The sequence below is a fragment of the Streptomyces sp. BRA346 genome (assembly GCF_052851135.1).
In genome coordinates this window covers 42,121-60,770 of the sequence record NZ_JAIWIH010000007.1, presented here as the reverse complement: position 1 = coordinate 60,770, position 18,650 = coordinate 42,121, and the positions used below count along the sequence as shown (strand labels likewise).

At 69.9% G+C, this 18,650-nt stretch carries 21 protein-coding genes and 3 pseudogenes; 13 read left to right on the top strand and 11 right to left on the bottom strand.

All coding sequences use genetic code 11. The annotated features are described in order from the left end of the window. Window positions 1-14: 14 nt before the first annotated feature. On the bottom strand, window positions 15-383 hold the full coding sequence (locus LCH29_RS12490; RefSeq protein WP_446461772.1) for a low affinity iron permease family protein: 369 nt from the start codon (window positions 381-383) through the stop codon (window positions 15-17). Window positions 384-919: 536 nt separating this feature from the next. Between LCH29_RS12490 and LCH29_RS12485 the strand changes: the two genes are divergently transcribed. Continuing rightward, window positions 920-1,753: a PIG-L family deacetylase gene (locus LCH29_RS12485; RefSeq protein WP_446461771.1), complete on the top strand. Its 834-nt coding sequence runs from the start codon at window positions 920-922 to the stop codon at window positions 1,751-1,753. Window positions 1,754-1,834: 81 nt separating this feature from the next. Here the strand turns inward: LCH29_RS12485 and LCH29_RS12480 are convergent. Next, window positions 1,835-2,169: pseudogene (locus LCH29_RS12480) on the bottom strand (response regulator transcription factor); the annotation flags it as partial. On the opposite strand from LCH29_RS12480, the pseudogene LCH29_RS12475 reads away from it, so the two are divergent. Then, a pseudogene (locus LCH29_RS12475) lies at window positions 2,169-2,378 on the top strand (ABC transporter permease); the annotation flags it as partial. The pseudogenes LCH29_RS12480 and LCH29_RS12475 sit on opposite strands and share 1 nt — an antisense overlap. 75 nt (window positions 2,379-2,453) lie before the next feature. Here LCH29_RS12475 and LCH29_RS12470 read toward each other — a convergent pair. Next, on the bottom strand, window positions 2,454-2,804 hold the full coding sequence (locus LCH29_RS12470) for a helix-turn-helix transcriptional regulator (RefSeq protein ID WP_446461770.1): 351 nt from the start codon (window positions 2,802-2,804) through the stop codon (window positions 2,454-2,456). Window positions 2,805-2,938: 134 nt separating this feature from the next. On the opposite strand from LCH29_RS12470, the gene LCH29_RS12465 reads away from it, so the two are divergent. Then, on the top strand, window positions 2,939-3,664 hold the full coding sequence (locus tag LCH29_RS12465) for an ANTAR domain-containing protein (protein ID WP_446461769.1): 726 nt from the start codon (window positions 2,939-2,941) through the stop codon (window positions 3,662-3,664). A gap of 58 nt (window positions 3,665-3,722) precedes the next feature. Here the strand turns inward: LCH29_RS12465 and LCH29_RS12460 are convergent, their stop codons facing one another. Next, window positions 3,723-4,169: a MarR family winged helix-turn-helix transcriptional regulator gene (locus tag LCH29_RS12460; protein ID WP_446461768.1), complete on the bottom strand. Its 447-nt coding sequence runs from the start codon at window positions 4,167-4,169 to the stop codon at window positions 3,723-3,725. 173 nt (window positions 4,170-4,342) lie between these two features. On the opposite strand from LCH29_RS12460, the gene LCH29_RS12455 reads away from it, so the two are divergent. Both LCH29_RS12455 and LCH29_RS12450 read left to right on the top strand, forming a co-directional pair. After that, on the top strand, window positions 4,343-4,663 hold the full coding sequence (locus tag LCH29_RS12455; protein WP_446461767.1) for a DMT family transporter: 321 nt from the start codon (window positions 4,343-4,345) through the stop codon (window positions 4,661-4,663). Between the two features lie 46 nt (window positions 4,664-4,709). Then, complete coding sequence (locus LCH29_RS12450; protein ID WP_446461766.1) at window positions 4,710-5,117, top strand: DMT family transporter; 408 nt, start codon at window positions 4,710-4,712, stop codon at window positions 5,115-5,117. 34 nt (window positions 5,118-5,151) lie between these two features. On the opposite strand, the gene LCH29_RS12445 is transcribed toward LCH29_RS12450, so the two are convergent. Continuing rightward, entirely contained in the window at window positions 5,152-5,733 is a 582-nt protein-coding gene (locus LCH29_RS12445) for a MarR family winged helix-turn-helix transcriptional regulator (RefSeq protein WP_446461765.1), read from the bottom strand. A gap of 63 nt (window positions 5,734-5,796) precedes the next feature. Between LCH29_RS12445 and LCH29_RS12440 the strand changes: the two genes are divergently transcribed. After that, complete coding sequence (locus LCH29_RS12440; protein WP_446461764.1) at window positions 5,797-6,516, top strand: SDR family NAD(P)-dependent oxidoreductase; 720 nt, start codon at window positions 5,797-5,799, stop codon at window positions 6,514-6,516. A 35-nt stretch (window positions 6,517-6,551) separates the two neighbouring features. Here the strand turns inward: LCH29_RS12440 and LCH29_RS12435 are convergent, their stop codons facing one another. Continuing rightward, window positions 6,552-7,100, bottom strand: coding sequence for a DinB family protein (locus tag LCH29_RS12435; protein ID WP_446461763.1), 549 nt, complete (start codon window positions 7,098-7,100; stop codon window positions 6,552-6,554). A 101-nt stretch (window positions 7,101-7,201) separates the two neighbouring features. After that, window positions 7,202-8,209, bottom strand: a complete 1,008-nt coding sequence (locus LCH29_RS12430) for a LacI family DNA-binding transcriptional regulator (RefSeq protein WP_446461762.1) — start codon at window positions 8,207-8,209, stop codon at window positions 7,202-7,204. Window positions 8,210-8,388: 179 nt separating this feature from the next. Between LCH29_RS12430 and LCH29_RS12425 the strand changes: the two genes are divergently transcribed. From LCH29_RS12425 to LCH29_RS12415, 3 genes are all read left to right on the top strand, one after another. Then, complete coding sequence (locus tag LCH29_RS12425; protein ID WP_446461761.1) at window positions 8,389-9,885, top strand: argininosuccinate lyase; 1,497 nt, start codon at window positions 8,389-8,391, stop codon at window positions 9,883-9,885. A 78-nt stretch (window positions 9,886-9,963) separates the two neighbouring features. Next, a complete protein-coding gene (locus tag LCH29_RS12420) occupies window positions 9,964-11,268 on the top strand; it encodes an MFS transporter (RefSeq protein ID WP_446461760.1) in 1,305 nt (434 codons plus the stop codon). Window positions 11,269-11,316: 48 nt separating this feature from the next. Then, entirely contained in the window at window positions 11,317-12,243 is a 927-nt protein-coding gene (locus tag LCH29_RS12415; protein ID WP_446461759.1) for a Vgb family protein, read from the top strand. A 12-nt stretch (window positions 12,244-12,255) separates the two neighbouring features. On the opposite strand, the gene LCH29_RS12410 is transcribed toward LCH29_RS12415, so the two are convergent. The 3 genes and pseudogenes from LCH29_RS12410 to LCH29_RS12400 all read right to left on the bottom strand — a co-directional run bounded on the left by LCH29_RS12410 (window position 12,256) and on the right by LCH29_RS12400 (window position 13,778). Further along, window positions 12,256-12,459 (bottom strand): hypothetical protein, encoded by a 204-nt coding sequence (locus LCH29_RS12410; protein WP_446461866.1) that lies wholly within the window; start codon window positions 12,457-12,459, stop codon window positions 12,256-12,258. A gap of 38 nt (window positions 12,460-12,497) precedes the next feature. Next, window positions 12,498-12,898 (bottom strand): annotated as a pseudogene (locus tag LCH29_RS12405) (nucleoside hydrolase); the annotation flags it as partial. A gap of 55 nt (window positions 12,899-12,953) precedes the next feature. Next, window positions 12,954-13,778 (bottom strand): class I SAM-dependent methyltransferase, encoded by an 825-nt coding sequence (locus LCH29_RS12400; RefSeq protein WP_446461758.1) that lies wholly within the window; start codon window positions 13,776-13,778, stop codon window positions 12,954-12,956. Between the two features lie 158 nt (window positions 13,779-13,936). On the opposite strand from LCH29_RS12400, the gene LCH29_RS12395 reads away from it, so the two are divergent. After that, window positions 13,937-15,145: an RNA-guided endonuclease InsQ/TnpB family protein gene (locus LCH29_RS12395; protein ID WP_446461757.1), complete on the top strand. Its 1,209-nt coding sequence runs from the start codon at window positions 13,937-13,939 to the stop codon at window positions 15,143-15,145. Between the two features lie 193 nt (window positions 15,146-15,338). Here the strand turns inward: LCH29_RS12395 and LCH29_RS12390 are convergent, their stop codons facing one another. After that, on the bottom strand, window positions 15,339-15,959 hold the full coding sequence (locus tag LCH29_RS12390) for a TetR/AcrR family transcriptional regulator (protein ID WP_446461756.1): 621 nt from the start codon (window positions 15,957-15,959) through the stop codon (window positions 15,339-15,341). 209 nt (window positions 15,960-16,168) lie between these two features. On the opposite strand from LCH29_RS12390, the gene LCH29_RS12385 reads away from it, so the two are divergent. From LCH29_RS12385 to LCH29_RS12375, 3 genes are read left to right on the top strand one after another with little or no spacing between them, the layout of a single operon-like run. After that, window positions 16,169-16,768, top strand: coding sequence for an MSMEG_1061 family FMN-dependent PPOX-type flavoprotein (locus LCH29_RS12385; RefSeq protein WP_446461859.1), 600 nt, complete (start codon window positions 16,169-16,171; stop codon window positions 16,766-16,768). A 31-nt stretch (window positions 16,769-16,799) separates the two neighbouring features. Then, window positions 16,800-17,708 (top strand): PDR/VanB family oxidoreductase, encoded by a 909-nt coding sequence (locus tag LCH29_RS12380; RefSeq protein ID WP_446461858.1) that lies wholly within the window; start codon window positions 16,800-16,802, stop codon window positions 17,706-17,708. A gap of 39 nt (window positions 17,709-17,747) precedes the next feature. Beyond that, window positions 17,748-18,518: a siderophore-interacting protein gene (locus LCH29_RS12375; RefSeq protein WP_446461755.1), complete on the top strand. Its 771-nt coding sequence runs from the start codon at window positions 17,748-17,750 to the stop codon at window positions 18,516-18,518. Window positions 18,519-18,650: the final 132 nt, after the last annotated feature.

Genomic DNA, 18,650 nt, shown 5'->3' with positions numbered 1-18,650 from the left:
CCACGCCTGCGTGGTCAGCTCTGCTTCTCCATGCTGATGGCCTGGCGGAGTTCCTCGCTCGCCGCTCCTGGTTCTTGCCGCTGGCTCTCCAGCAGAGCGGCGGCTATGGCGTCGAGCTTGCGTTGGATGGCGTGTTCTGCACGCCGTTCGGAGTTCTTCAGCAGTGCCAGAAGCAGCAGCGACACAGCGGACATCGCCTCGCCCACCATCAGCAGCCACGGCGTGGGCAGCTTCAGTATGTGCGCGGTGATCGCGCCGGCAACCAGAACGAGGCACACACCGAAGAAGCCGGGAGAGCTGGTGAAGTTCGAAGCGTGTTCCGCCAGGCGCGTGAACCAGCCCGGCCGGTCGCCGTCGCGGTGTGCGGGGTGCTGAGGTGCCATGAGGTCTCCAGCCGTCCTCACGAGGCCGCCCCGTCGGCAGGGGCCCCCAGAGCAGAGTCCTCCGATCCGATGGCCGTCGACACTACGTTCTCCTCATGGTCGGCACTACGTTCTTCCAGCGGTCGGCCCCCGTGCGGGTCTTGGCCACACCTCTGAATTCGAGCTGATGTGGGCGTGCTTACCCCGCCTTCCGCCGAGCATGCACCTGCTTGGAGAGGGGCCGGGTACTCCAGCAGGATGATGAGGCCGAGTGGCACCCACCGCGGATTGCGGCTCCCGGGTCAGCCTGCCAGCCGGGCTCGCCGAAGCAGCAGGCTCAGCCGACCAGCACCACCAGTTCCGCCTAGCAGCACCAACCTTGCTGCGCAGGGAACAGCCGCCCCGGCGGCGCGGTTGCATCGACCGGGGGACCGGCGCCGCACGGCGGAGAACACGGAGAGCACGAGGTCGTCCGTCCACCAGGATCCGGACCCCAGGTTCGCGGTACGCCCGCCGCGCACGTGGATCACGACGTATGTCCGCAGGAGGACTGTTTCATGACTGACCGGCCCTTGACGCTCATGGCAGTACACGCCCACCCCGACGACGAGGCCACCGGAACCGGAGGGGTCCTCGCGCGGTACGCGGCGGAGGGCATCCGCACGGTTCTCGTGACGTGTACCGATGGCGGCTGCGGTGACGGACCCGGGGGTGTGAAGCCGGGCGATCCCGGGCACGATCCGGCGGCCGTCGCCTCGATGCGCCGTGAAGAACTCAAGGCCAGCTGTGACGTCCTGAAGATCAGCGATCTGGAGATGCTGGACTATCCCGACTCCGGAATGACGGGCTGGCCGAGCAACGACGCCCCCGGATCCTTCTGGCAGACCCCCGTGGAGGAAGGCGCCGCCCGACTCGCGGAACTCATGCGGCACTACCGGCCCGATGTGGTCGTCACCTACGACGAGAACGGCTTCTACGGCCACCCCGACCACATCCAGGCCCACCGCATCACGATGGCGGCGCTGGAGATGACCACGCTGACACCGAAGGTGTACTGGACCACGATGCCCCGCTCGGGGATGCAGCGGTTCGGGGAGATCATGCGCGAGTTTCATCCGGACATGCCGGAGCCGGATCCTGCCGAGGCCGCCGCGATGGCCGAGATCGGCCTCCCCGACGACGAGATCACCACGTGGGTGGACACCACCGCGTTCAGCGGTCAGAAGTTCGATGCGCTGGCCGCGCACGCCAGTCAGGGCGAGAACATCTTCTTCCTCAAGATGGGCAAGGAGAGGTTCGGCGAGTTGATGGGCATGGAGACCTACGTACGTGTCAAGGACGCCACCGGCGCCGCCGTACCCGAGAACGATCTCTTCGCCGGGCTGCGCTGATCCGCGCTGCCGACCGTGCCCGGCCCCGCCCTCGGCTACGGTCTCCGGCTGCTCGGTGGGCTGCTGGGCGGCCTCGTGTGCGCCGGCGCTGACCAAGCCCGTCTCGTAGACGGCGATGACGGCCTGGACGCGGTCGCGGAGTCCGAGCTTGGCGAGGATGCGGGCGACGTGGGTCCGGTCGCCTCGGCCAGGTGGAGGCGGGTGGCGAGTTCGGCGTTGCTCAGTCCCCGGGCCAGCAGGCCGAGGACCTCCAGTTCGCGCGGGGTGAGCGAGGCGAGGTCGCGGTGGAGGACGGCGGTGTCGCTGCCGCGCCGGGTGAACCTCTGCACGAGGCGGCGGGTGATGGCGGGCGCGAGGAGGGCGTCGCCGCTACGGACCGTGCGGACGGCCGCGGCCAGTTGCTCGGGGGTGACGTCCGCTCGGCGTCACCCTGCACGGCTGGGTCATGCCCGCGATGGGCGACAGCGTGGGGCTCCGCTTCCCCGACTCCGTCATCGCCGTCTACCACGCGGCCGAACTGCTCCCGCTCGCACTCGGCGGCCTGCTCATCGCCACCCTGGGCGCGCTCCTGCCCGCCGGCTGGGCCGCCAGGGCCCGGACCGCCACGGCCCTGCGCACCGAATGAGCCGTCCCTGCCGACAGATGCTTCACCGACGCTTCTGGAGCCCGGCCCGCGCCCGGGCCCGGCTCAGCGCCGTGGTCAGCTGGGGTTCTGGGACCGGGGGTGGCTGTCGGGGGCCGTCTTGCGTTCGGCCTCGTCTCGGACGAGCCAGGAGAGCAGTGATGCCACGGTCAGTCCGGCTTCGGCCGGGTGGCGCAGGACTTTGCTCGGATCGATCTGGTACGTGTTGGTGCGTCCTTCCCGGACGTGGGAGAGGTAGCCGTCCCGCTCCAGGTCAGAAATGATCTTCTGGACGGCGCGTTCAGTGAGTCGGCAGTGCGCGGCGATATCGCGGATGCGGGCGTTGTGGTTGTCCGCGATGGCTGACAGCACCCGTGCATGGTTGGTCAGAAACGTCCATCCGGTGTGAGGTTCGGGCACTTCATCCATGGTCCAACTCTAGAGACTGACCATACGTGCATTCAAAAGCACGTAATGCATTTCATGTATTAGTTGACGCATGTGGGGCAGGTAGGTGAATCTGAAGACTGAGGCCGGCGACCGGACAAGGGGAGGCCACCGCCATGCCGGAACCTGCACAGCCCCTCTTCGTGGAGGGCGCCGGGCGCGCGGAGGGCGACGGTGAGTCGGCGGTGCTCATGCCCTGCCTGGTGGCTGTCGACGTGGTGCCGGACGGCCGCCGGATGCGCGTGAAGGTGCGGGGGGAACTCGACTACGGCGGCCAACCGCTCCGGCGCGACCTGGACGAGGCCCTCCACCGATCGGACAGCGGTATCGACCTGGACCTGACCGCGTTGGAATTCTGCGACTGCTCCGGCCTCAACGTCCTGCTCGGCCTGCGCCAGCGGGCCCTTGGTCAGGGCAAGACCGTCGCCATCCGCGGAAGCAGCCCGGCCGTCGAGCGGCTGCTCGACGTGACCGGCACGCGGGATCTGTTCGCTCAGCCGGGCCCCGACGACCAAGCCACGGCACCCACCGACCCCCGCGACGCGAGACCGCAACGGGAAACCGAGCAGGACTTACGCACCGAAGTGATCCAATTACGCCGGGCCATACGGACCCGGCCGACGATCGACCTGGCCCGCGGCATGCTGGTGGTCTCCTTCGGTCTGAGTCCCGAAGCGGCCTGGAACGTGCTGGTCAACACCTCCCAGAACACCAACACCAAGGTGCACCGCTTGGCCCGGGACCTGATCGGCACGATCCACGGAGGCAGGCTGCCCGAGGCAGTCCAGAAGCAACTGGCGGCCGAGGTCGCCAAGGCCCGTCGTTCGACGTCCTCTCCGTGAGGGGCGGTCGGAGGCGGGTGGGCAGCCGTCGACTCGGGGCGGGTGCCCGCGATGTCGCTCAGAGGGCGCTGCGCAGCGCCTGGACCGTACCGGCCAACTCCGGGGCGGCGCCCGCGGTGTTCAGCGCCGCGCTGAGGACCTCGGAGTAGGTGCCGCGCGCGTCGGCGTAGCGCTGCCTGCCGTCGTCGGTGATGACGGCGTAGACGCCGCGCTTGTCGTCGGGGCACAGGTCCCGGAAGGCGAAGCCGGCCGAGAAGAGCCGACCGACCAGCCGGGTCACCGAGCTCTGCCCGAGGCCGACCTTGTCGGCGAGTTCCTGCATGCGCAGCTCGCCGTCCTTGGCCTGGACGAGACACTCCAGGGCGCGGAACTCGGAGAGCCCCATTCCGTGCTTGCGCTGGAGTGCCTGGGTGAGCTGGTGTTCCACCTGTGCGTGCAGGGTGAGGACCCTTCCCCACATGGCCTGGTCGGACGAGGCGGCCGGTGCAGGGGAAGTCGTGGTCATGGGGCAGCTCTCCCTCTCAGGCGATGCGTTGACAACAAGATACATGCTCATGCAAGCTTACTCCGCTTCCGCCCGCCCATCGGGCTTCTCTGGCATCCAAAAGCATGCACGTACAAGCAAATATATGGGCGGCATCATCCTGCTCCGACCGCGGCCTGAGACAAGGACTACCCATGCACTGGCTCCACCTCGCCATCGCCGTCATCTTCGAGATCACCGTCGCCATCGCGGCAGGCAAGGCCGAAGGCTTCACCAACCGCCGGTGGACCGTCGCCACCCTGCTCAGCGGTGCCATCGCGACCTACTTCCTCAGCAAGGCGCTGCTCACCTTCGACGTCGGCGTCGGCTACGCCCTGTGGACGTCCGTCGCCGGAATCGGCATCACCGTTCTCGGGGTGCTGCTCTTCGGCCAGCGCCTCAACTGGCGCAAGGCGCTCGGCATCGCCGTCGTCATCGCCGGGGTCGTCGGCCTCCAGCTCAGCGGTGTCGCCTGACGATCCCGCCACCCACCCGATTCATCCCGCGAAAGGACTCACCGACATGTCCGACACCCACCGCAACTCGGCGCAATCCTGGCTCATGCTCCTCCTCGCCGGAGGGTTCGAGGTCGGCTACGCGCTCTCCGTCGGCGGAAGCCATGGCTTCACCCGCCTGACGTGGTCGCTGGTCGCTGTCGTGTTCTTCCTTCTGACGCTCTACGCGCTGAGCGTCGCACTGCGCACCATCGACGTCGGAATCGGCTATGCCGTCTGGGCGGGGATCGGCGCGGTCGGCGCGGCACTCCTCGGTCCCGTCTTCTTCGACGAGACGCTCACCCCGGCCCGAGCCGTGTGGTTGGGCGTCATCGTCGCCGGACTGGTCTGGTTCAAGCTCGCCGACAGGCCGCGGAACCCCCAGGAGCCCGTGGACGCTCCGCAGGGCGTCCAGGGGGCCGTTGCCAGGTCGTAGGAAATCCCGCCGTGCATGACGGCAGGACCTGGCGTCACTCCTCGCCGACGTGGGTGATCTGGCTGTCGCCGAGGCGGTGCTGCACGTCCTGGAGGAGGCGGTGCAGGAGCGATGTGAGGTGGGCCTGCTCGTCGGGGGTCAGGCCGTCGATCAACTCGGACTCGCGGCCGAGCACCTGGTCGACGGTCGCCTCGACCAGCTCGTGGCCCGCCGGGGTCAGGGTGACCTCGACCGTACGGAGGCGGCCCGGGACGGGTTGGCGGATGACCAGCCCCTCCCGTTCGGCGCGGGCGGTGCGTTGCGAGATGGCGCCCGCCGTGACCAGGGAGCGACGGCTGAGCTCGCGGGTGCTGAGCGTGTACGGGGGGCCGCTCCGGCGCAGGACGCTGAGCAGGTCGAGGGTGGCGGCGTCCACCCCGGCCTGGGTGAGGACCCGGCGCCGGTCGTCCCCGAAGAGCTTGGCCAGTTGCCAGATCGGCGTGACGATCCGGATCGACGAGACCGGGGTCCCGGGGCGCTCCCGCTCCCAGGCGGCGGCGATGTCCCGCGCGTGGTCGTGCTCGGTGTCGTCCACCGGCTGCTCGTCGTTGCCTCCCGCCCTGGGGCCGTTTGGCATGGCACCTCTCCTCCGTTACGTTTAGATCTAAATTTAGATCTGAACACGATCGGAGCCCAGCTTATGCCACGCAACATTCTGATCACCGGCGGCGGTACGGGTATCGGCCGCGCGGTCGCCCGGCACTTCGCCGAGCACGGGGAGCACGTGATCGTCACCGGCCGCCGCCCCGGCCCGCTCAAGGAGTTGGCGGACGAGGCGGGCGTACGGGCCGTGGTCTGCGATCACACGGAGCCCGAAGCCCTCACCGGGCTGCTCGCCGAGCTGCCCGACCGGCTCGACGTGCTGGTCAACAACGCGGGCGGCAACACCGACTTCGACGCCGACGGAAAGTCGGACCTCGCCTCCTACGCCCGCGACTTCCGCGCCAACCTCGACGCGAACCTCGTCAGTGCCGCGCTGACGACACAGTGCGTGGACGAACGGCTCGCCTCCGGCGGCGCGGTCGTGCACATCGGGTCGATCGCCGCCGACCAGGGGGCCGGTTCCTACGGCGCGTCCAAGGCCGGACTCGCGGCATGGAACGTCGACTTGGCCGGTCGGCTCGGCCCGCGCGGTATCACCGCCAACGTGGTCTCGCCCGGCTACATCGCCGACACCGAGTTCTTCCGCGACCATCTCGCGGACGAACGCCGCGAGTGGCTGATCGCCTCCACCGCCACGGGCCGCCCGGGCTCGCCCGCGGACATCGCGGAAGCGGTCGCCTTCCTCACCTCTCCGGCGGCCCGCCACATCACGGGCCAGGTGCTGAACGTGAACGGAGGCGCCCACACGACGCGTTGATCAGCCCCCGGCGGTGGCGTGTCCCGGTCGGCGGCTCACATCCCGGTGGAGCCGTCGATGCACTCGCGCAGGAGATCGGCGTGGCCGGTGTGCCGTGCGTACTCGGCGATCAGGTCCACCATGATCCGTCGCAGTGAGATCGGTTCGCCGGTGCGCTTGCGGATCCCTGTTTCCTCCAGTGAGGCGGCAGCAGCCACGATGTGCCGGGAGCGCTCGCACTCCGCCCGCCAGACGGCGAAGGCTTCGTCGACGTCACCGTCCAGGGTGTCGAAGTCCTGGTCGGGGTCGTCGTCGGAGTAGTAGAGCATCGGAACGTCCTCGCCGGCGAACTGGATGCGGAACCACCAGCGCTCGACACCCGCCAGATGTCGCACGATGCCGTGCAGGGACAGACCGGACGGCGGCACCGCCCGTTCGGACAGCCGCTCCGGGGGCAGGCCGGCGCACTTGAGCTCGAAGGTTGCCCGGTGCCAGTCCAGGACGGCGCTCAGGGTCTCCCTTTCGCCACCGACGCCGGGCGGGGTGGGGCGGGCGTCGGTGTCCCACCGGGGTGCGTAGTGCTCGGGGGCGGGTGTGTCGGTCATCGTCTGCCTTCCTGGCCGGGGACGGACGGATCGAGCCTGACAGACACCACTGACAACGGGCCTGACCCCGCGGGTCGTCGGCCCACGCGGGACGTGCGGCCTCACGGCCCCACTTCGCCCGTGCCCCGCCGGACGAAGGTGCTGGCGACGGTGACGGTGCGCGGCGGGCGGTCGGGGGCGGCGATTCTGTCGATGGCCAGGCGTGCCGCCTGGCGGCCGACTTCCTGCGGGTCGCGGACGACGGCCGAGACGCCGAGCCCCTTGGAGATGTCGGTTTCGTCGAGTCCGATGAAGGCGAACGCGTGCCGTCCGGCGAGCCGTTCGATGAGGACCCCCGTGCTGATGCCGAGGTTGAGCGCGAGGACGGCCGTGGGGGGCGACGGCAGCTCCAGCAGGCGTACGACCGCGTCGCGGGCCTGCTGAGGGGTCGTGAGATCGCCGATCACCAGCTGCGGTTCCTCGCGGATGCCGGACTCGGCGAGGGCGTTCCGGTAGCCGCCGAGTCGCTGCGCGGCGCGGAAGGAGTCCAGGCGTCCGGTGAGTGCCGCGATGCGGTGGTGGCCGAGGCCGATGAGGGCTTCAGTGGCCTGCTGGACGGCCTGGTCGTCGTCGGTCATGACGACGTCGGCGGCCAGGTCGGCGGCGGGGCGGCCGACCAGGACGACGGGAGTGCCGTGGGTGTGCTCGGGGGAGAGGAAGTCGCGGTGGTCGCCGTCGGGCATCATCAGCAGGGCGCTGACGCGGCGGTCGATCATGGCGCGGGCGAGTTCGGGCTCCCGCGCGGGGGTGTCGTCGGTGGAACCGATGATCAGCTGGAGTCCCGCGTGGCGGAGTTCCCGTTCGGCGCCGGAGGCGACCCCGGCCTGGAAGAGGTTGGTGAAACCGGCGGTGACCAGTCCGACGGCCGCCTCGCGTCGGCCGTACCGCAGGTCGCGGGCGATGGGGTTGGGCGAATAGCCCAGGAGCCGGACCTGTTCCATGACGCGGCGGCGGGTCGCGGGCTCGACGCGGGGAGAGTTCTGGAGGGTCCGGGTGACGGTCGCGGTGCTCACACCGGCGGCCTTCGCCACATCACGGAGGGTGACCCGCTGTTCTGCCCTGCCCGGCATCGTGTGCCCCTCCCGAGGTGCCTCCCGAAGTGACCACTGGGTGTCGCCGAGTGGTTTCACCGCGATGTAACCGTTGACATGCTCCGGGGCGAGCCTAACACTGAGGGCCGTGTTGACGTTTACATAGCCATGTTGACGTTTACATGACGCACGCCGAACGATCCTGCGGAGAGTTGCCCATGAAGCCCCTGCTCACCGACGGCCGACTGGGCGCGAGCCCGGCCGCGGCCCTCGTCGACCACGTCAACGCCGTCGAACTGGACGACGAAGTGGCCGCCGCGGAGCACTTCGTCAAGATCGACTTGGCGCATGCCCTGATGCTCACCCAGCAGCGCGTCTTCGCCCCCGAACAGGGTCGGCCGCTGGTGGCGGCGCTGCTGCGCCTGCTCGACGGGGACGCCGAGAAGGTGCTCGCCGGGGACGCGGCGGTCGGCACGATCACGCTGCAACTGGAACGGCACCTGGAGGAGGAGTGCGGCCCGGCGGGGCTGGACATCCAGCGCGCCCGCAGCCGCATCGACCAGAAGGCCACCGGCGTGCGCATGGCCGACCGCGCCGCGCTGCTGCACGTCATGCGGGAGCTGCTGCGGCTCGGGGAAGTCCTGCTGGACGCGGCCGCCGAGTACGACGCGGTCATCGCCCCCGGTTATACGCATCTCCAGCACGCCCAGCCCACGACCCTGGGGCACTACTTCAACGCCCACTACTGGACGGTGTCCCGGAACCTCGCGCGGATGGCGCAGCTGTACGAGCGGCTGAACGAGTGCCCGCTGGGCGGCGCCGCGCACAGCGGGACCGACTGGCCCATCGACCGCGAAGCCACCGCCGCCTACCTCGGATTCGCCCGGCCCGTCCGCAACGCGCGGGACGCGGGGCTGTCCGCCCTGGACGCCGGGGCCGAACTCGCCGCCGTGCTGGGCCTGACCCTGTCCGGTGTCAGCCGGTGCGCGTCCGACCTGTTCTACTGGTCGTCCTCCGAAGTCGCCCTGGTACGGCTGCATCCCTCCCTGTGCGGCACGTCGAGCATGATGCCGCAGAAGCGCAATCCGATCGTGCTGGAGCGGATCCGGGGCCTCGCCGGGGACGCGGCGGGCTGGGCGGCCAGCCAGCTGGGAGTGCTGCACTTCGCGACGTCCACCGACGCCGACCAGGGCTATGTGCACAACCGCATGCCCGGGTACTGCCATGAGACGGCGGGCGCCATCCATCTGCTGGCCCAGTCGGTGGCCACGCTGGAGGTCGACGCCGAGCGGCTGCGCCGGTCCGCGGAACGGCACTGGTCGACGGCCAGCGCCCTGGCGGACGACCTCGTACGCGTCCACGGCATGAGTTTCCGCGACGCCCATGAGGCGGTGGCCCGCTTCGTCACCGCCCATGAGGCGGCCGGAGCGGCCGAGGGGACGATTCGCCCCGACCTCGCCGACGGCCCCCTGCGCGACTACACCCCGGACCGGCTGCGTCGGCTCCTCGACGTGCAGTCCTTCGTCGACGGCCGCCACAGTGCCGGTGGCACCAGCCCGGCACGGCGCGCGGAGCTGGCGAGCGAGGCCGCCGGTGACATCAAGGCGCACCAGGACACCGTCGTCGCACTCACCGCCGCGGCGGCGGAGGCCGAGGACCGGCTCGTACGTGACGCCGTGGCGTTCCTGGACGCGCAGCCGCCCCACGAGGTCTGACCGCCCGTCCCTCGGCGCAAGGCCGCCCCCTCACACGCCCCCACCGAAGCTCACGCCCGTGAACCCAAGGAGTCACCCGTGTCCGCACCCGCACCCCACGCCGCCCCCGTCGCGGCCGCCGAGACCGAAAGCAGTCCGGAACGATCCGCCCGGCTGACCGGCCAGCGTGTCGGCGGCGTCTTCACCGTCCTCTACATCCTCGCCATCATCGGCGTCTGGATCGCCCTGCTCACCCCGGCCTCGGTCACGCTGTCCCTGCGCATCGCCGACCTCGACCCCGAGGGCAAGACGTCGTCGCTGGCCCTGGTGGCGGGCGTCGGAGCGATCTTCGCGATGGTCGCCAACCCGGTCTTCGGGCACTTCAGCGACCGCTGTACCTCACGGTGGGGACGACGGCGACCGTTCGTCGTCATCGGCACCCTCGTGGGCGGCGCGTCCCTCTTCGTCATCGGTACGGCGCCCAGCATCCCCGTCGTCCTCGTCGGCTGGTGCCTGACCCAGATCGCGATGAACGCCGCCATGGCCGCCCTCATCGCCATCCTCCCCGACCGGGTGCCGGAGGAACGCCGCGGCACTGTTTCCGGTCTGATGGGAATGACCAACCAGGTCGCCACCGTCAGCGGCACCTTCCTGATCGCCACCACGGGCACCCAGGGCCTGGGGATGTTCATCGTCCCCGCGGCCATCGGCCTGGTCCTGGTCGTGGTCTTCGCCCTCTACCTGAAGGAAGTCCCCCGGAGCAAGGGCGAGGTGCCGCCCCGGACATGGCTCGACATTCCGCGCAGCCTGTGGATCAACCCCCTCCGCCACCGCGACTTCGCCTGGGCGTTCGTCAGCCGCTTCCTGGTGTGGACCGGCAAGGCCCTGCTGCTCACCTACAAGACGTACTTCCTGATGGACCACCTCGGGTACAGCTCGGACCGGGCCGCCTCGATCCTGAGCTGGGCCATGCTCGTCCTCGCCATCGGGGTCGTCCTCGGCAGCAACGTCAGCGGCTGGCTGTCCGACCGGCTCCAGCGCCGCAAGGTCTTCATCGCGGTGGCATCCGTGCTGTTCGGCATCGGTATGGGCGTCATCGCGCTCTCCTCCACGCTGACCGGCTTCATCGCGGGCATCGCCGTCGCGGGCCTCGGACAGGGCGTCTACGTGGGCGTCGACTACGCGCTGGTCGTCTCCGTCCTGCCCGACAGCGAGACCGAAGCCGCCAAGGGCATGGGGCTGTTCAACATCGCCAACGCCCTCCCGCAGAGCGTCGCGCCCGCCATCGCGCCCCTGTTCCTCGCCATCGGAGGCGGCTCGAACTACGCGGTCCTGTACGTCAGCGCCGCCGGATTCGCCCTCCTGGGCGCCGTCGCCGTCATGTTCATCAAGGGGGCCAGATGACGCCGGGAAAAGCAGTTGCACGCGCCGCCCCCTCCTCGGCAGGGTGCGGTGGTGACCGGAACAGAGAGCGAACGCCCCGACCCGGCCATCAGGGAGATCCCGGTGGCGGACCAGGACGCCGGGCCCTACGGCATCGCGGCCGGTCCCGACGGCGCCCTGTGGCTCACCCTCGTGCACAGTGGCCGCATCGCGCGGCTCACCCTCGACGGCCAACTCCAGGAATACCCCCTGGACTCGCCGACGTGCCGTCCTACGGTCATCGCCCCCGGGCCCGATGGCGCCCTGTGGTTCACCCGGTACCAGGACCACCGGATCGGCCGTATCACCGTCAACGGCGAAACGGAATCCTTCTCCGTGCCGACGCCCGACAGCGGTCCCTACGGCGTCACCGCCGGTCCGGACGGTGCGGTGTGGTTCACGGAAATGAACACCGACCGGATCGGCCGCATCACCGGCAAGGGTGAGATCACCGAGTTTCCCCTGCCCGTCGAGGGCGGCTTCCCTTCGGCGATCACCGCAGGCCCCGATGGCGCCCTGTGGTTCACCCTCAACCAGGCGAACGCCATCGGCCGCATCACCACCGACGGCGACACCGCCGTCCACCCCCTGCCCACGCCGGGCGCCGGACCGGTGGGCATCACCAGCGACGGCACCGCCGTGTGGTGCGTCGAGATCGCGGCGGGCCAGATCGGCAGGATCGCGATGGACGGCCGTATCGAGGAGTTTCCGCTTCCCGACCGCGCCGCCAAGCCCCACGCCATCGTCGCGGTGTCCACGGGGGAGTGCTGGTTCACCGAGTGGGGAGCCAACCGCGTGGGCCACCTCTCCGCGCGCGGGGAGACAGCCGAGAAGGCACGGATCACCGCGTACGACCTGCCGTCACCGTCATCCGAACCGCACGGCATCACCCTGGGCCCCGACGGCGCCCTCTGGACGGCCCTCGAGACGGGCAGTGTGGCGCGGGTGGCGCCGTAAGCCCTCGCAGGATCAGGAGGTGGCCAGAGCGCGGTGGATACGGTCCATGGCGGTGGCGGCATCCACGGTGGCGGCTATCCGGACCGGTGGCCGCTGGTCGGGGATGCCGCCGTGGCTGATGGTGAACTTCCGCTCGTCGAGCAGCGTGGCGCCCCGCGTATGCCCTGCCAGCTCGACCATGACCTGGTGCTCCTCGTAGGTGGCTCGTCGGCCCATGCGTGTTCGGTCATGTCCAGCGGCACCATGGTCAGGTCGAACCCCGCGCGCAGCACCTCTTCCGCTGCCTCCGGGTCATGAGCGGAGTTCGCCTCGGCCCAGGCGGTGACGTTGCCCGGGACATGGAAGGCGCCGCCCATGAGGACCACGCGGCGCAGGAGACGAGGGAGATTCGGCTCCATCCGGAGGGCGAGCGCGATGTTGGTCAGCGGGGCCAGTGCGAGCAACGTCAGTTCGCCCGGGCGTTGTATGGCCAGGCGCACGAGCTGGTCCGCCGCCGACTCCGGGCTGGTCCGGCGCGGGGACGTGGGACCGGCGCCGCCGCCGTGGCCGTGGGCACGTTGCCGTGCGCGGCCCCGATGGCGACGATCTCGATGTCCGGCTGGGCAGCCAGATACAAGATCGCCCAGGCGTCATCCACCCCGGGATCCGTAGTCATTCGTGCAGCATTGAAATGCTTTTCCCGGTCAGCGGCCGTCACCGCGGCTTCTGGTTCAACGGCACGCCAGAAGCCCGTACAGCAACGGGATCCGCGGCTCCGGCAGCTGCCACCAGCCCGACGCGGTGCGCGTCATGCGGGGCCAGCGGGGCCAGGGCAGTTCAGCCGACTCGCGCAGGCGCCGGATGCTCAGACCCGCTCCGACCAGGGCGTTGATCACCTCGTCCAGCCCGTGCATCCACTCGTAGCTGTCGGTGGCGCCCTCGACGGCCGGGCCGTCCGTGTACGTGTGCGTCGCGTCGCGGTGCACAGGGCCGCTGCCGCCCAAGTAGTCGTGCCGGAGCAGGAGTTCGGGACCCTCTTCCGGGGCGGGCTTCGGGCCGAGCGCGTTGAGGAGGGGATGGAACTCCGCCAGGTACACGTGGCCGCCGGGCCGCAGCAGCTCGGCGACCGTGCCCGCCCAGCGGTCCAGGTCGGGGAGGTAGCACAAGGCACCCTTGCCGGTGTAGACGACGTCGAACCGCCGCCCGCCGAGGGCCTCCACGGCGTGGTACACATTGGCCCGCACGTACGTCACCTCGACGCCCGCCCGCGCCGCGATACCGGTCGCCGCCTCCACGGACGCCGCGGAGAAGTCGAGCCCGACGGCCCGCGCCCCGCGCTGCGCGAAGGCGATCGTCTCCGTGCCGAGGTGGCACTGGAGGTGCAGTACGTCGCGCCCGGCCAGCTCGCCGAGGTCGTCCCACTCCCACGGCGCGAACCACCGCGAGGGGTCGGGCTCCTCGTCGACCCCGTAGAACCGGCTGGCGAGGTGGACGGGGGTCCGGGCGTCCCAGTTCGCCTGGTTGGCCTGCATCATCCGCTCGTACGCGTCGGTCATGGGGATTCCTTCGTGGATGCCCCGGCCTTCAGACCGGGGAGGAAGCGAAGCTCCTGCTGAGCAGGGCTGGGGAGGGTGAATCGCCTCCAGGGCGATGCGGTGTCTGCGATCACCGGCCGAAACCCGCCACTCACACGGAAGCTGATATGGTGTGATACGTGACGCGGCTGGTCAAGCGGGCTTTCAAGTGCCGCTTTTACCCCACGGATGAGCAGGCAGCTGAGCTGTCGCGCACGTTCGGCTGCGTGCGTCTGGTCTACAACAAGGCGCTGGAGGACCGCACTCGGGCGTGGTACGGCGAGCAGCGCCGCGTCTCCTACGTGCAGTCGTCCGCCGCGCTGACGGAGTGGAAGAAGACCGGGGAACTCGCCTTCCTCTCGGAGGTGTCCTCCGTCCCGCTCCAGCAGGCGCTGCGCCATCTTCAGACGGCGTTCGGGAACTTCTTCGCCAAACGCGCCAAGTACCCGCGTTTCAAGTCGCGGAAGAGGTCCGGTGCGTCGGCCGAGTACACCCGCAGCGCCTTCACGTGGCGCGACGGGCGTCTGACGCTGGCGAAGATGGACCAGCCGTTGGATATCCGCTGGTCGCGTCCGCTCCCCGGGGGTGCGGAGCCGACGACGGTGACCGTCTCCCGCGACAGCGCCGGGCGTTGGTTCGTCTCGATGCTGTGCGCGGACACCGTCGCCCCGGCGCCCGCCACCGGCGCTGCGGTCGGCCTGGATGCCGGGATCACCTCCCTGGTGACCCTGTCCACGGGGGAGAAGATCGCCAACCCGAAGCACGAGCGGCGTGACCGCGCTCGTCTTGCGAAGGCGCAGCGGGAACTGTCTCGGAAGGCGAAAGGCTCCGCGAACCGGGAGAAGGCCCGCCGCCGCGTGGCCTGCATCCATGCGCGGATCGCCGACCGGCGCCGGGACTTCCTGCACAAGCTGTCGACTCGGCTCGTCCGTGAGAACCAAACGGTCGTGCTCGAGGACCTCGCCGTCCGCAACCTGCTGAAGAACGGCAAGCTCGCACGCGCCATCTCGGATGCGGCCTGGACGGACCTGCGCATGATGCTGGAGTACAAGTGCGCCTGGTACGGGCGCGAACTCGTGACGATCGACCGCTGGTTCCCCAGCAGCAAGCTGTGCGGGGCCTGCGGCACGGTCCGCGAGAAGCTGCCGCTGAACGTCCGGGAGTGGACGTGCGTCTGCGGCGCCGTGCATGACCGCGACGTGAACGCGGCGCGCAACATTTTGGCCGCCGGGCTGGCGGTGTCTGCCTGTGGAGACGGTGTAAGACCTCAACGGGAGTCCTCCCGGACGGGGCGGTCGTCGGTGAAGCAGGAACTCCAGCGGGCGACCGCTGGAATCCCCAACCTTTAGGCGGGGGAGGATGTCAAGGGGTCACTATGGCAGGTGCCAATGGTGAGGAAAGCCGAAAGCGGGATCCGTCGGTCTCCGCCACTCCGGGGCCGGGAGGTGACCGCGGCCGCGACTGCGGCTACGACCGCGGCGCGCGGGATGCCAGGTGAGCAATGGGGCATCGCGCTGCGCGGTCTGCGTCCGGCGCCCGGGCCTACCCGAGGGTGAGGTAGCGGGTGAGCATCGCGACGAGTTCGTTCTCGAGCCGGGTGGCGTCGATGGGATCGGGCTCGGCGATGAGCTGGTGGATGACCAGCTCCACCGTGGAGACCAGGAGCCGGGCGGCGACGTACGTGTCCCCGACCCGGGCCTCGGGGTGGGTTTCGATCAACTCCTGTGCGTAGTCGATCAGTTCCTGCTGGAACCGGAGGACCTTCGCCAGCAGTTCGGGCGATCGCGGCGCCTGCTCGAACATCACGCGGAGCAGCTGCGGATCGTGGTGATGGTTCTCGATCACCGCTCGCACATGGGCGCGGAGGATGCCCTCGAGGGAGTCGGGCGGCTCTTCGCCCCAGTGGCGCCTGGTGGCGGCTATCCCGTCATCGAGGTGACGGCCCACCAGCTCGACCAGGATGGCGTCCTTGTTCGGGTAGTACTGATACAGCGAGCCGATCGAGATCCGGGCGTGCTCGGCAATGCGGTTGGTGGTCCCGGCGGCGTAGCCGTACTCGGCGAAAACGTGAGCAGCGGCGGTGAGGATGCGCTGCCGGGTGAGCTCGGCCCGGACCTGGCGCGGCTGTTTACGTGGCTGAAGCCCACGATGGCTCGACGTCATGACACCTCCTGGACGGCGCCCCGAAAGCGAGTAGCGCGGCACCTGAACAATTGCTCACAATAGTGCCATGACCTGCGACGAAGCGGTGATCGACGGCCGTTTGCAGGTGGGTGGAAACAGCTGAGCGACGCGCGCCCTGGGCGCCCGCCGCCTCCGCCTGATTCTCCGAAGGAGCCCTCGTGACGCATGCCCCTGCCCGCCCCCGGCGGATGTCACCGGCCGAGGTCCGCGCCCGGCTCGGGGAACCCGAAGCCATGATCGAGGCCAAGATCCGTGACCGTATCGACGACTACTTCCGCCTCTTCATCGCCCATGCGCCCTTCCTGACCCTCGCCACGGCGGACGCGTCGGGGCGCGCCGACGCCTCGCCCCGCGGCGACTACCCGGGGTTCGTGAAGGTCCTGGACGACCACACCCTCGCGATTCCCGACCGCCCCGGCAACAAAATCGCCGATTCGTTCCGCAATCTCGCCGAGAACGACGGCGTCGGGCTGCTCTTCCTCATCCCCGGACTGCGGGAGATGCTGCGCGTCAACGGCCGCGGCTACCCCACCGACGACCCCGATGTCCTCGCCCGGATGCGGACCGAGGCCAGAACCCCGGAGCTGGCCATCGTGGTCGAGGTCGAGCAGGCGTACTTCCACTGCGGCCGCGCGCTCGTCCGGTCCCGGCTGTGGGACCCCGCGAGCCAGGCCCTCGCCGAGGAGATTCCGTCGATCGGCCAGATCGCCGCCGCCCAGTTCGGACTGGACATCGACCCCGAGCTCCTCGAACGCACCCTCCAGGACAGCTACCGGAAGCTCTACTGACCACGCCACAAGGTGAATACCGATGCAGCAGATGCAGCACACCACCCTCGACCACATCGAGCAGATCGCCGAGGGCGTCGTCTCCCTCGTCCTGCGCGGCACCACCGGCCCGCTGGCGCCCTGGGAGCCGGGCGCCCACATCGACCTGGCCCTGCCGAACTGGCTGACCCGGCAGTACTCGCTGTGCGGGGACCCGGCCGACCGCGACGCCTACCGGATCGCCGTACGGCACGATCCCCTCAGCCGGGGCGGTTCGGAGTACGTCCACCGGTTCCTGCGCCGCGGCCGCACCCTCGATGTGTCGCTGCCACGGAACCACTTCCCGCTCGTACCCGCCCCGGAATACCTCTTCCTCGCCGGTGGCATCGGCATCACCCCCATTCTGCCGATGCTGCCGGCGGCGGCCGCTTCGGGTGTCCCGGCGTCACTCGTGTACGTGGGCCAGTCGCCCGCCACCATGCCCTTCACCGATGAACTCCTTTCTCTTTACGGCGATGTGGCGCGGATCGTCGCCACGCGCCACCACGGCAGACCGGACCTCGCCGCTCTCCGCTCCGGCCTGCATCCCGACGCCCTGGTCTACTGCTGCGGCCCCGCGCCCATGCTCGCCGCGGCGGAGGCCACGTTCCCCGCCGAGCGGCTCCACGTGGAGCGGTTCCAGCCGGTGACCAGGACGTTCGCCCCCAACACACCGTTCGAGGCGGTGTGCGCCCGGTCCGGGCGGACGGTCCAGGTGCCGCCCGACGAATCGCTGCTGGACGCCCTGACCCACGCCGGACACCCGGTGCCATCCGGATGCCGCGAGGGCGTCTGCGGCAGCTGCGAGGTCACCCTTCTGGACGGCGAACCCGAACACCGCGACGACATCGGCGCCCCAGCGGGCCGCATGTACGCCTGCGTGTCCCGAGCCCGGTCCCCCCAACTCGTAGTGGACCTCTGAACCGTGATCCCAAAGATGCGAACTCCCGAAACGCGGCGAATGATCACGCTGGAGGTGCGCAGGAACACCAAGCTGACCCCCACCTTCACCACCATCACCCTCGCCGGCGCGGAGCTGGAACACCTTAAGCCCACGGGCTTCGACCAGACCGTGCGGCTGTTCTTCCCGCGCGAAGGGCAGGACCGGCTGAGGATGCCGACCCTCTCCAACGAGGCGTGGATGGCGGAACTACTCCTCATGCCGAAGTCCCGCAGACCGTGGGTGCGCAACTACACCATCCGGGCCGCCCGCCCCGAACTCGGCGAGGTCGACATCGAGTTCGCCCTCCACGGCGACACCCCGGCCTCCACCTGGGCCCGCCACGCGCGCCCCGGCGACCCGGCGGGCATCTTCGACATGGGCGTGTCCTACCTGCCACCGCCGCACGCCGAACGGCAACTCCTCGCCGGAGACGAGAGCGCCGTTCCCGCGATCCTGGCCATCCTCGAACACGCCCCCGCGTCACTGTCCGCGGACGTCATCCTGGAGGTCCCCACCACCGCGGACATCCGCCCGCACATCACCGCCCCCGAAGGCGCCCGCATCCACTGGCTGCCTCGCAACGACGCATCCCCTCTGCCCGGCACCCTCGCCCTACAAACCGCCAACGACCTCCCCCTGCCACCACCGGGCAGGTTCTACACCTGGGTCGCCGGAGAAGCCACCCTGGCCACCGGCCTACGCCGCCACTTGGTACGCGACCGCGGCGTCCCGAAGCCGGACATCGCCTTCCAGGGTTACTGGCGCCACGGCCGCTCCAGCCCCGGCTGAGCCTTCCGACGGCGACCACCGTGGTGACGAACGGGGGTCAGCCCCGCGGGTGCGGGGACCACACCGAGGCGAGCCTGGGGCGTCGCGTGTTTGCGGGACCAACCCCGCGGGTGCGGGGACCACTAGAACGCG

What these genes read in the sequence shown, in the direction of transcription:
- LCH29_RS12490 (WP_446461772.1), bottom strand. Translation starts at nt 383, where the DNA reads ATGGCACCTCAGCACCCCGCACACCGCGACGGCGACCGGCCGGGCTGG.
- LCH29_RS12485 (WP_446461771.1), top strand. Translation starts at nt 920, where the DNA reads ATGACTGACCGGCCCTTGACGCTCATGGCAGTACACGCCCACCCCGAC.
- LCH29_RS12470 (WP_446461770.1), bottom strand. Translation starts at nt 2,804, where the DNA reads ATGGATGAAGTGCCCGAACCTCACACCGGATGGACGTTTCTGACCAAC.
- LCH29_RS12465 (WP_446461769.1), top strand. Translation starts at nt 2,939, where the DNA reads ATGCCGGAACCTGCACAGCCCCTCTTCGTGGAGGGCGCCGGGCGCGCG.
- LCH29_RS12460 (WP_446461768.1), bottom strand. Translation starts at nt 4,169, where the DNA reads ATGACCACGACTTCCCCTGCACCGGCCGCCTCGTCCGACCAGGCCATG.
- LCH29_RS12455 (WP_446461767.1), top strand. Translation starts at nt 4,343, where the DNA reads ATGCACTGGCTCCACCTCGCCATCGCCGTCATCTTCGAGATCACCGTC.
- LCH29_RS12450 (WP_446461766.1), top strand. Translation starts at nt 4,710, where the DNA reads ATGTCCGACACCCACCGCAACTCGGCGCAATCCTGGCTCATGCTCCTC.
- LCH29_RS12445 (WP_446461765.1), bottom strand. Translation starts at nt 5,733, where the DNA reads ATGCCAAACGGCCCCAGGGCGGGAGGCAACGACGAGCAGCCGGTGGAC.
- LCH29_RS12440 (WP_446461764.1), top strand. Translation starts at nt 5,797, where the DNA reads ATGCCACGCAACATTCTGATCACCGGCGGCGGTACGGGTATCGGCCGC.
- LCH29_RS12435 (WP_446461763.1), bottom strand. Translation starts at nt 7,100, where the DNA reads ATGACCGACACACCCGCCCCCGAGCACTACGCACCCCGGTGGGACACC.
- LCH29_RS12430 (WP_446461762.1), bottom strand. Translation starts at nt 8,209, where the DNA reads ATGCCGGGCAGGGCAGAACAGCGGGTCACCCTCCGTGATGTGGCGAAG.
- LCH29_RS12425 (WP_446461761.1), top strand. Translation starts at nt 8,389, where the DNA reads ATGAAGCCCCTGCTCACCGACGGCCGACTGGGCGCGAGCCCGGCCGCG.
- LCH29_RS12410 (WP_446461866.1), bottom strand. Translation starts at nt 12,459, where the DNA reads ATGGGCCGACGAGCCACCTACGAGGAGCACCAGGTCATGGTCGAGCTG.
- LCH29_RS12400 (WP_446461758.1), bottom strand. Translation starts at nt 13,778, where the DNA reads ATGACCGACGCGTACGAGCGGATGATGCAGGCCAACCAGGCGAACTGG.
- LCH29_RS12390 (WP_446461756.1), bottom strand. Translation starts at nt 15,959, where the DNA reads ATGACGTCGAGCCATCGTGGGCTTCAGCCACGTAAACAGCCGCGCCAG.
- LCH29_RS12385 (WP_446461859.1), top strand. Translation starts at nt 16,169, where the DNA reads ATGTCACCGGCCGAGGTCCGCGCCCGGCTCGGGGAACCCGAAGCCATG.
- LCH29_RS12380 (WP_446461858.1), top strand. Translation starts at nt 16,800, where the DNA reads ATGCAGCACACCACCCTCGACCACATCGAGCAGATCGCCGAGGGCGTC.
- LCH29_RS12375 (WP_446461755.1), top strand. Translation starts at nt 17,748, where the DNA reads ATGATCACGCTGGAGGTGCGCAGGAACACCAAGCTGACCCCCACCTTC.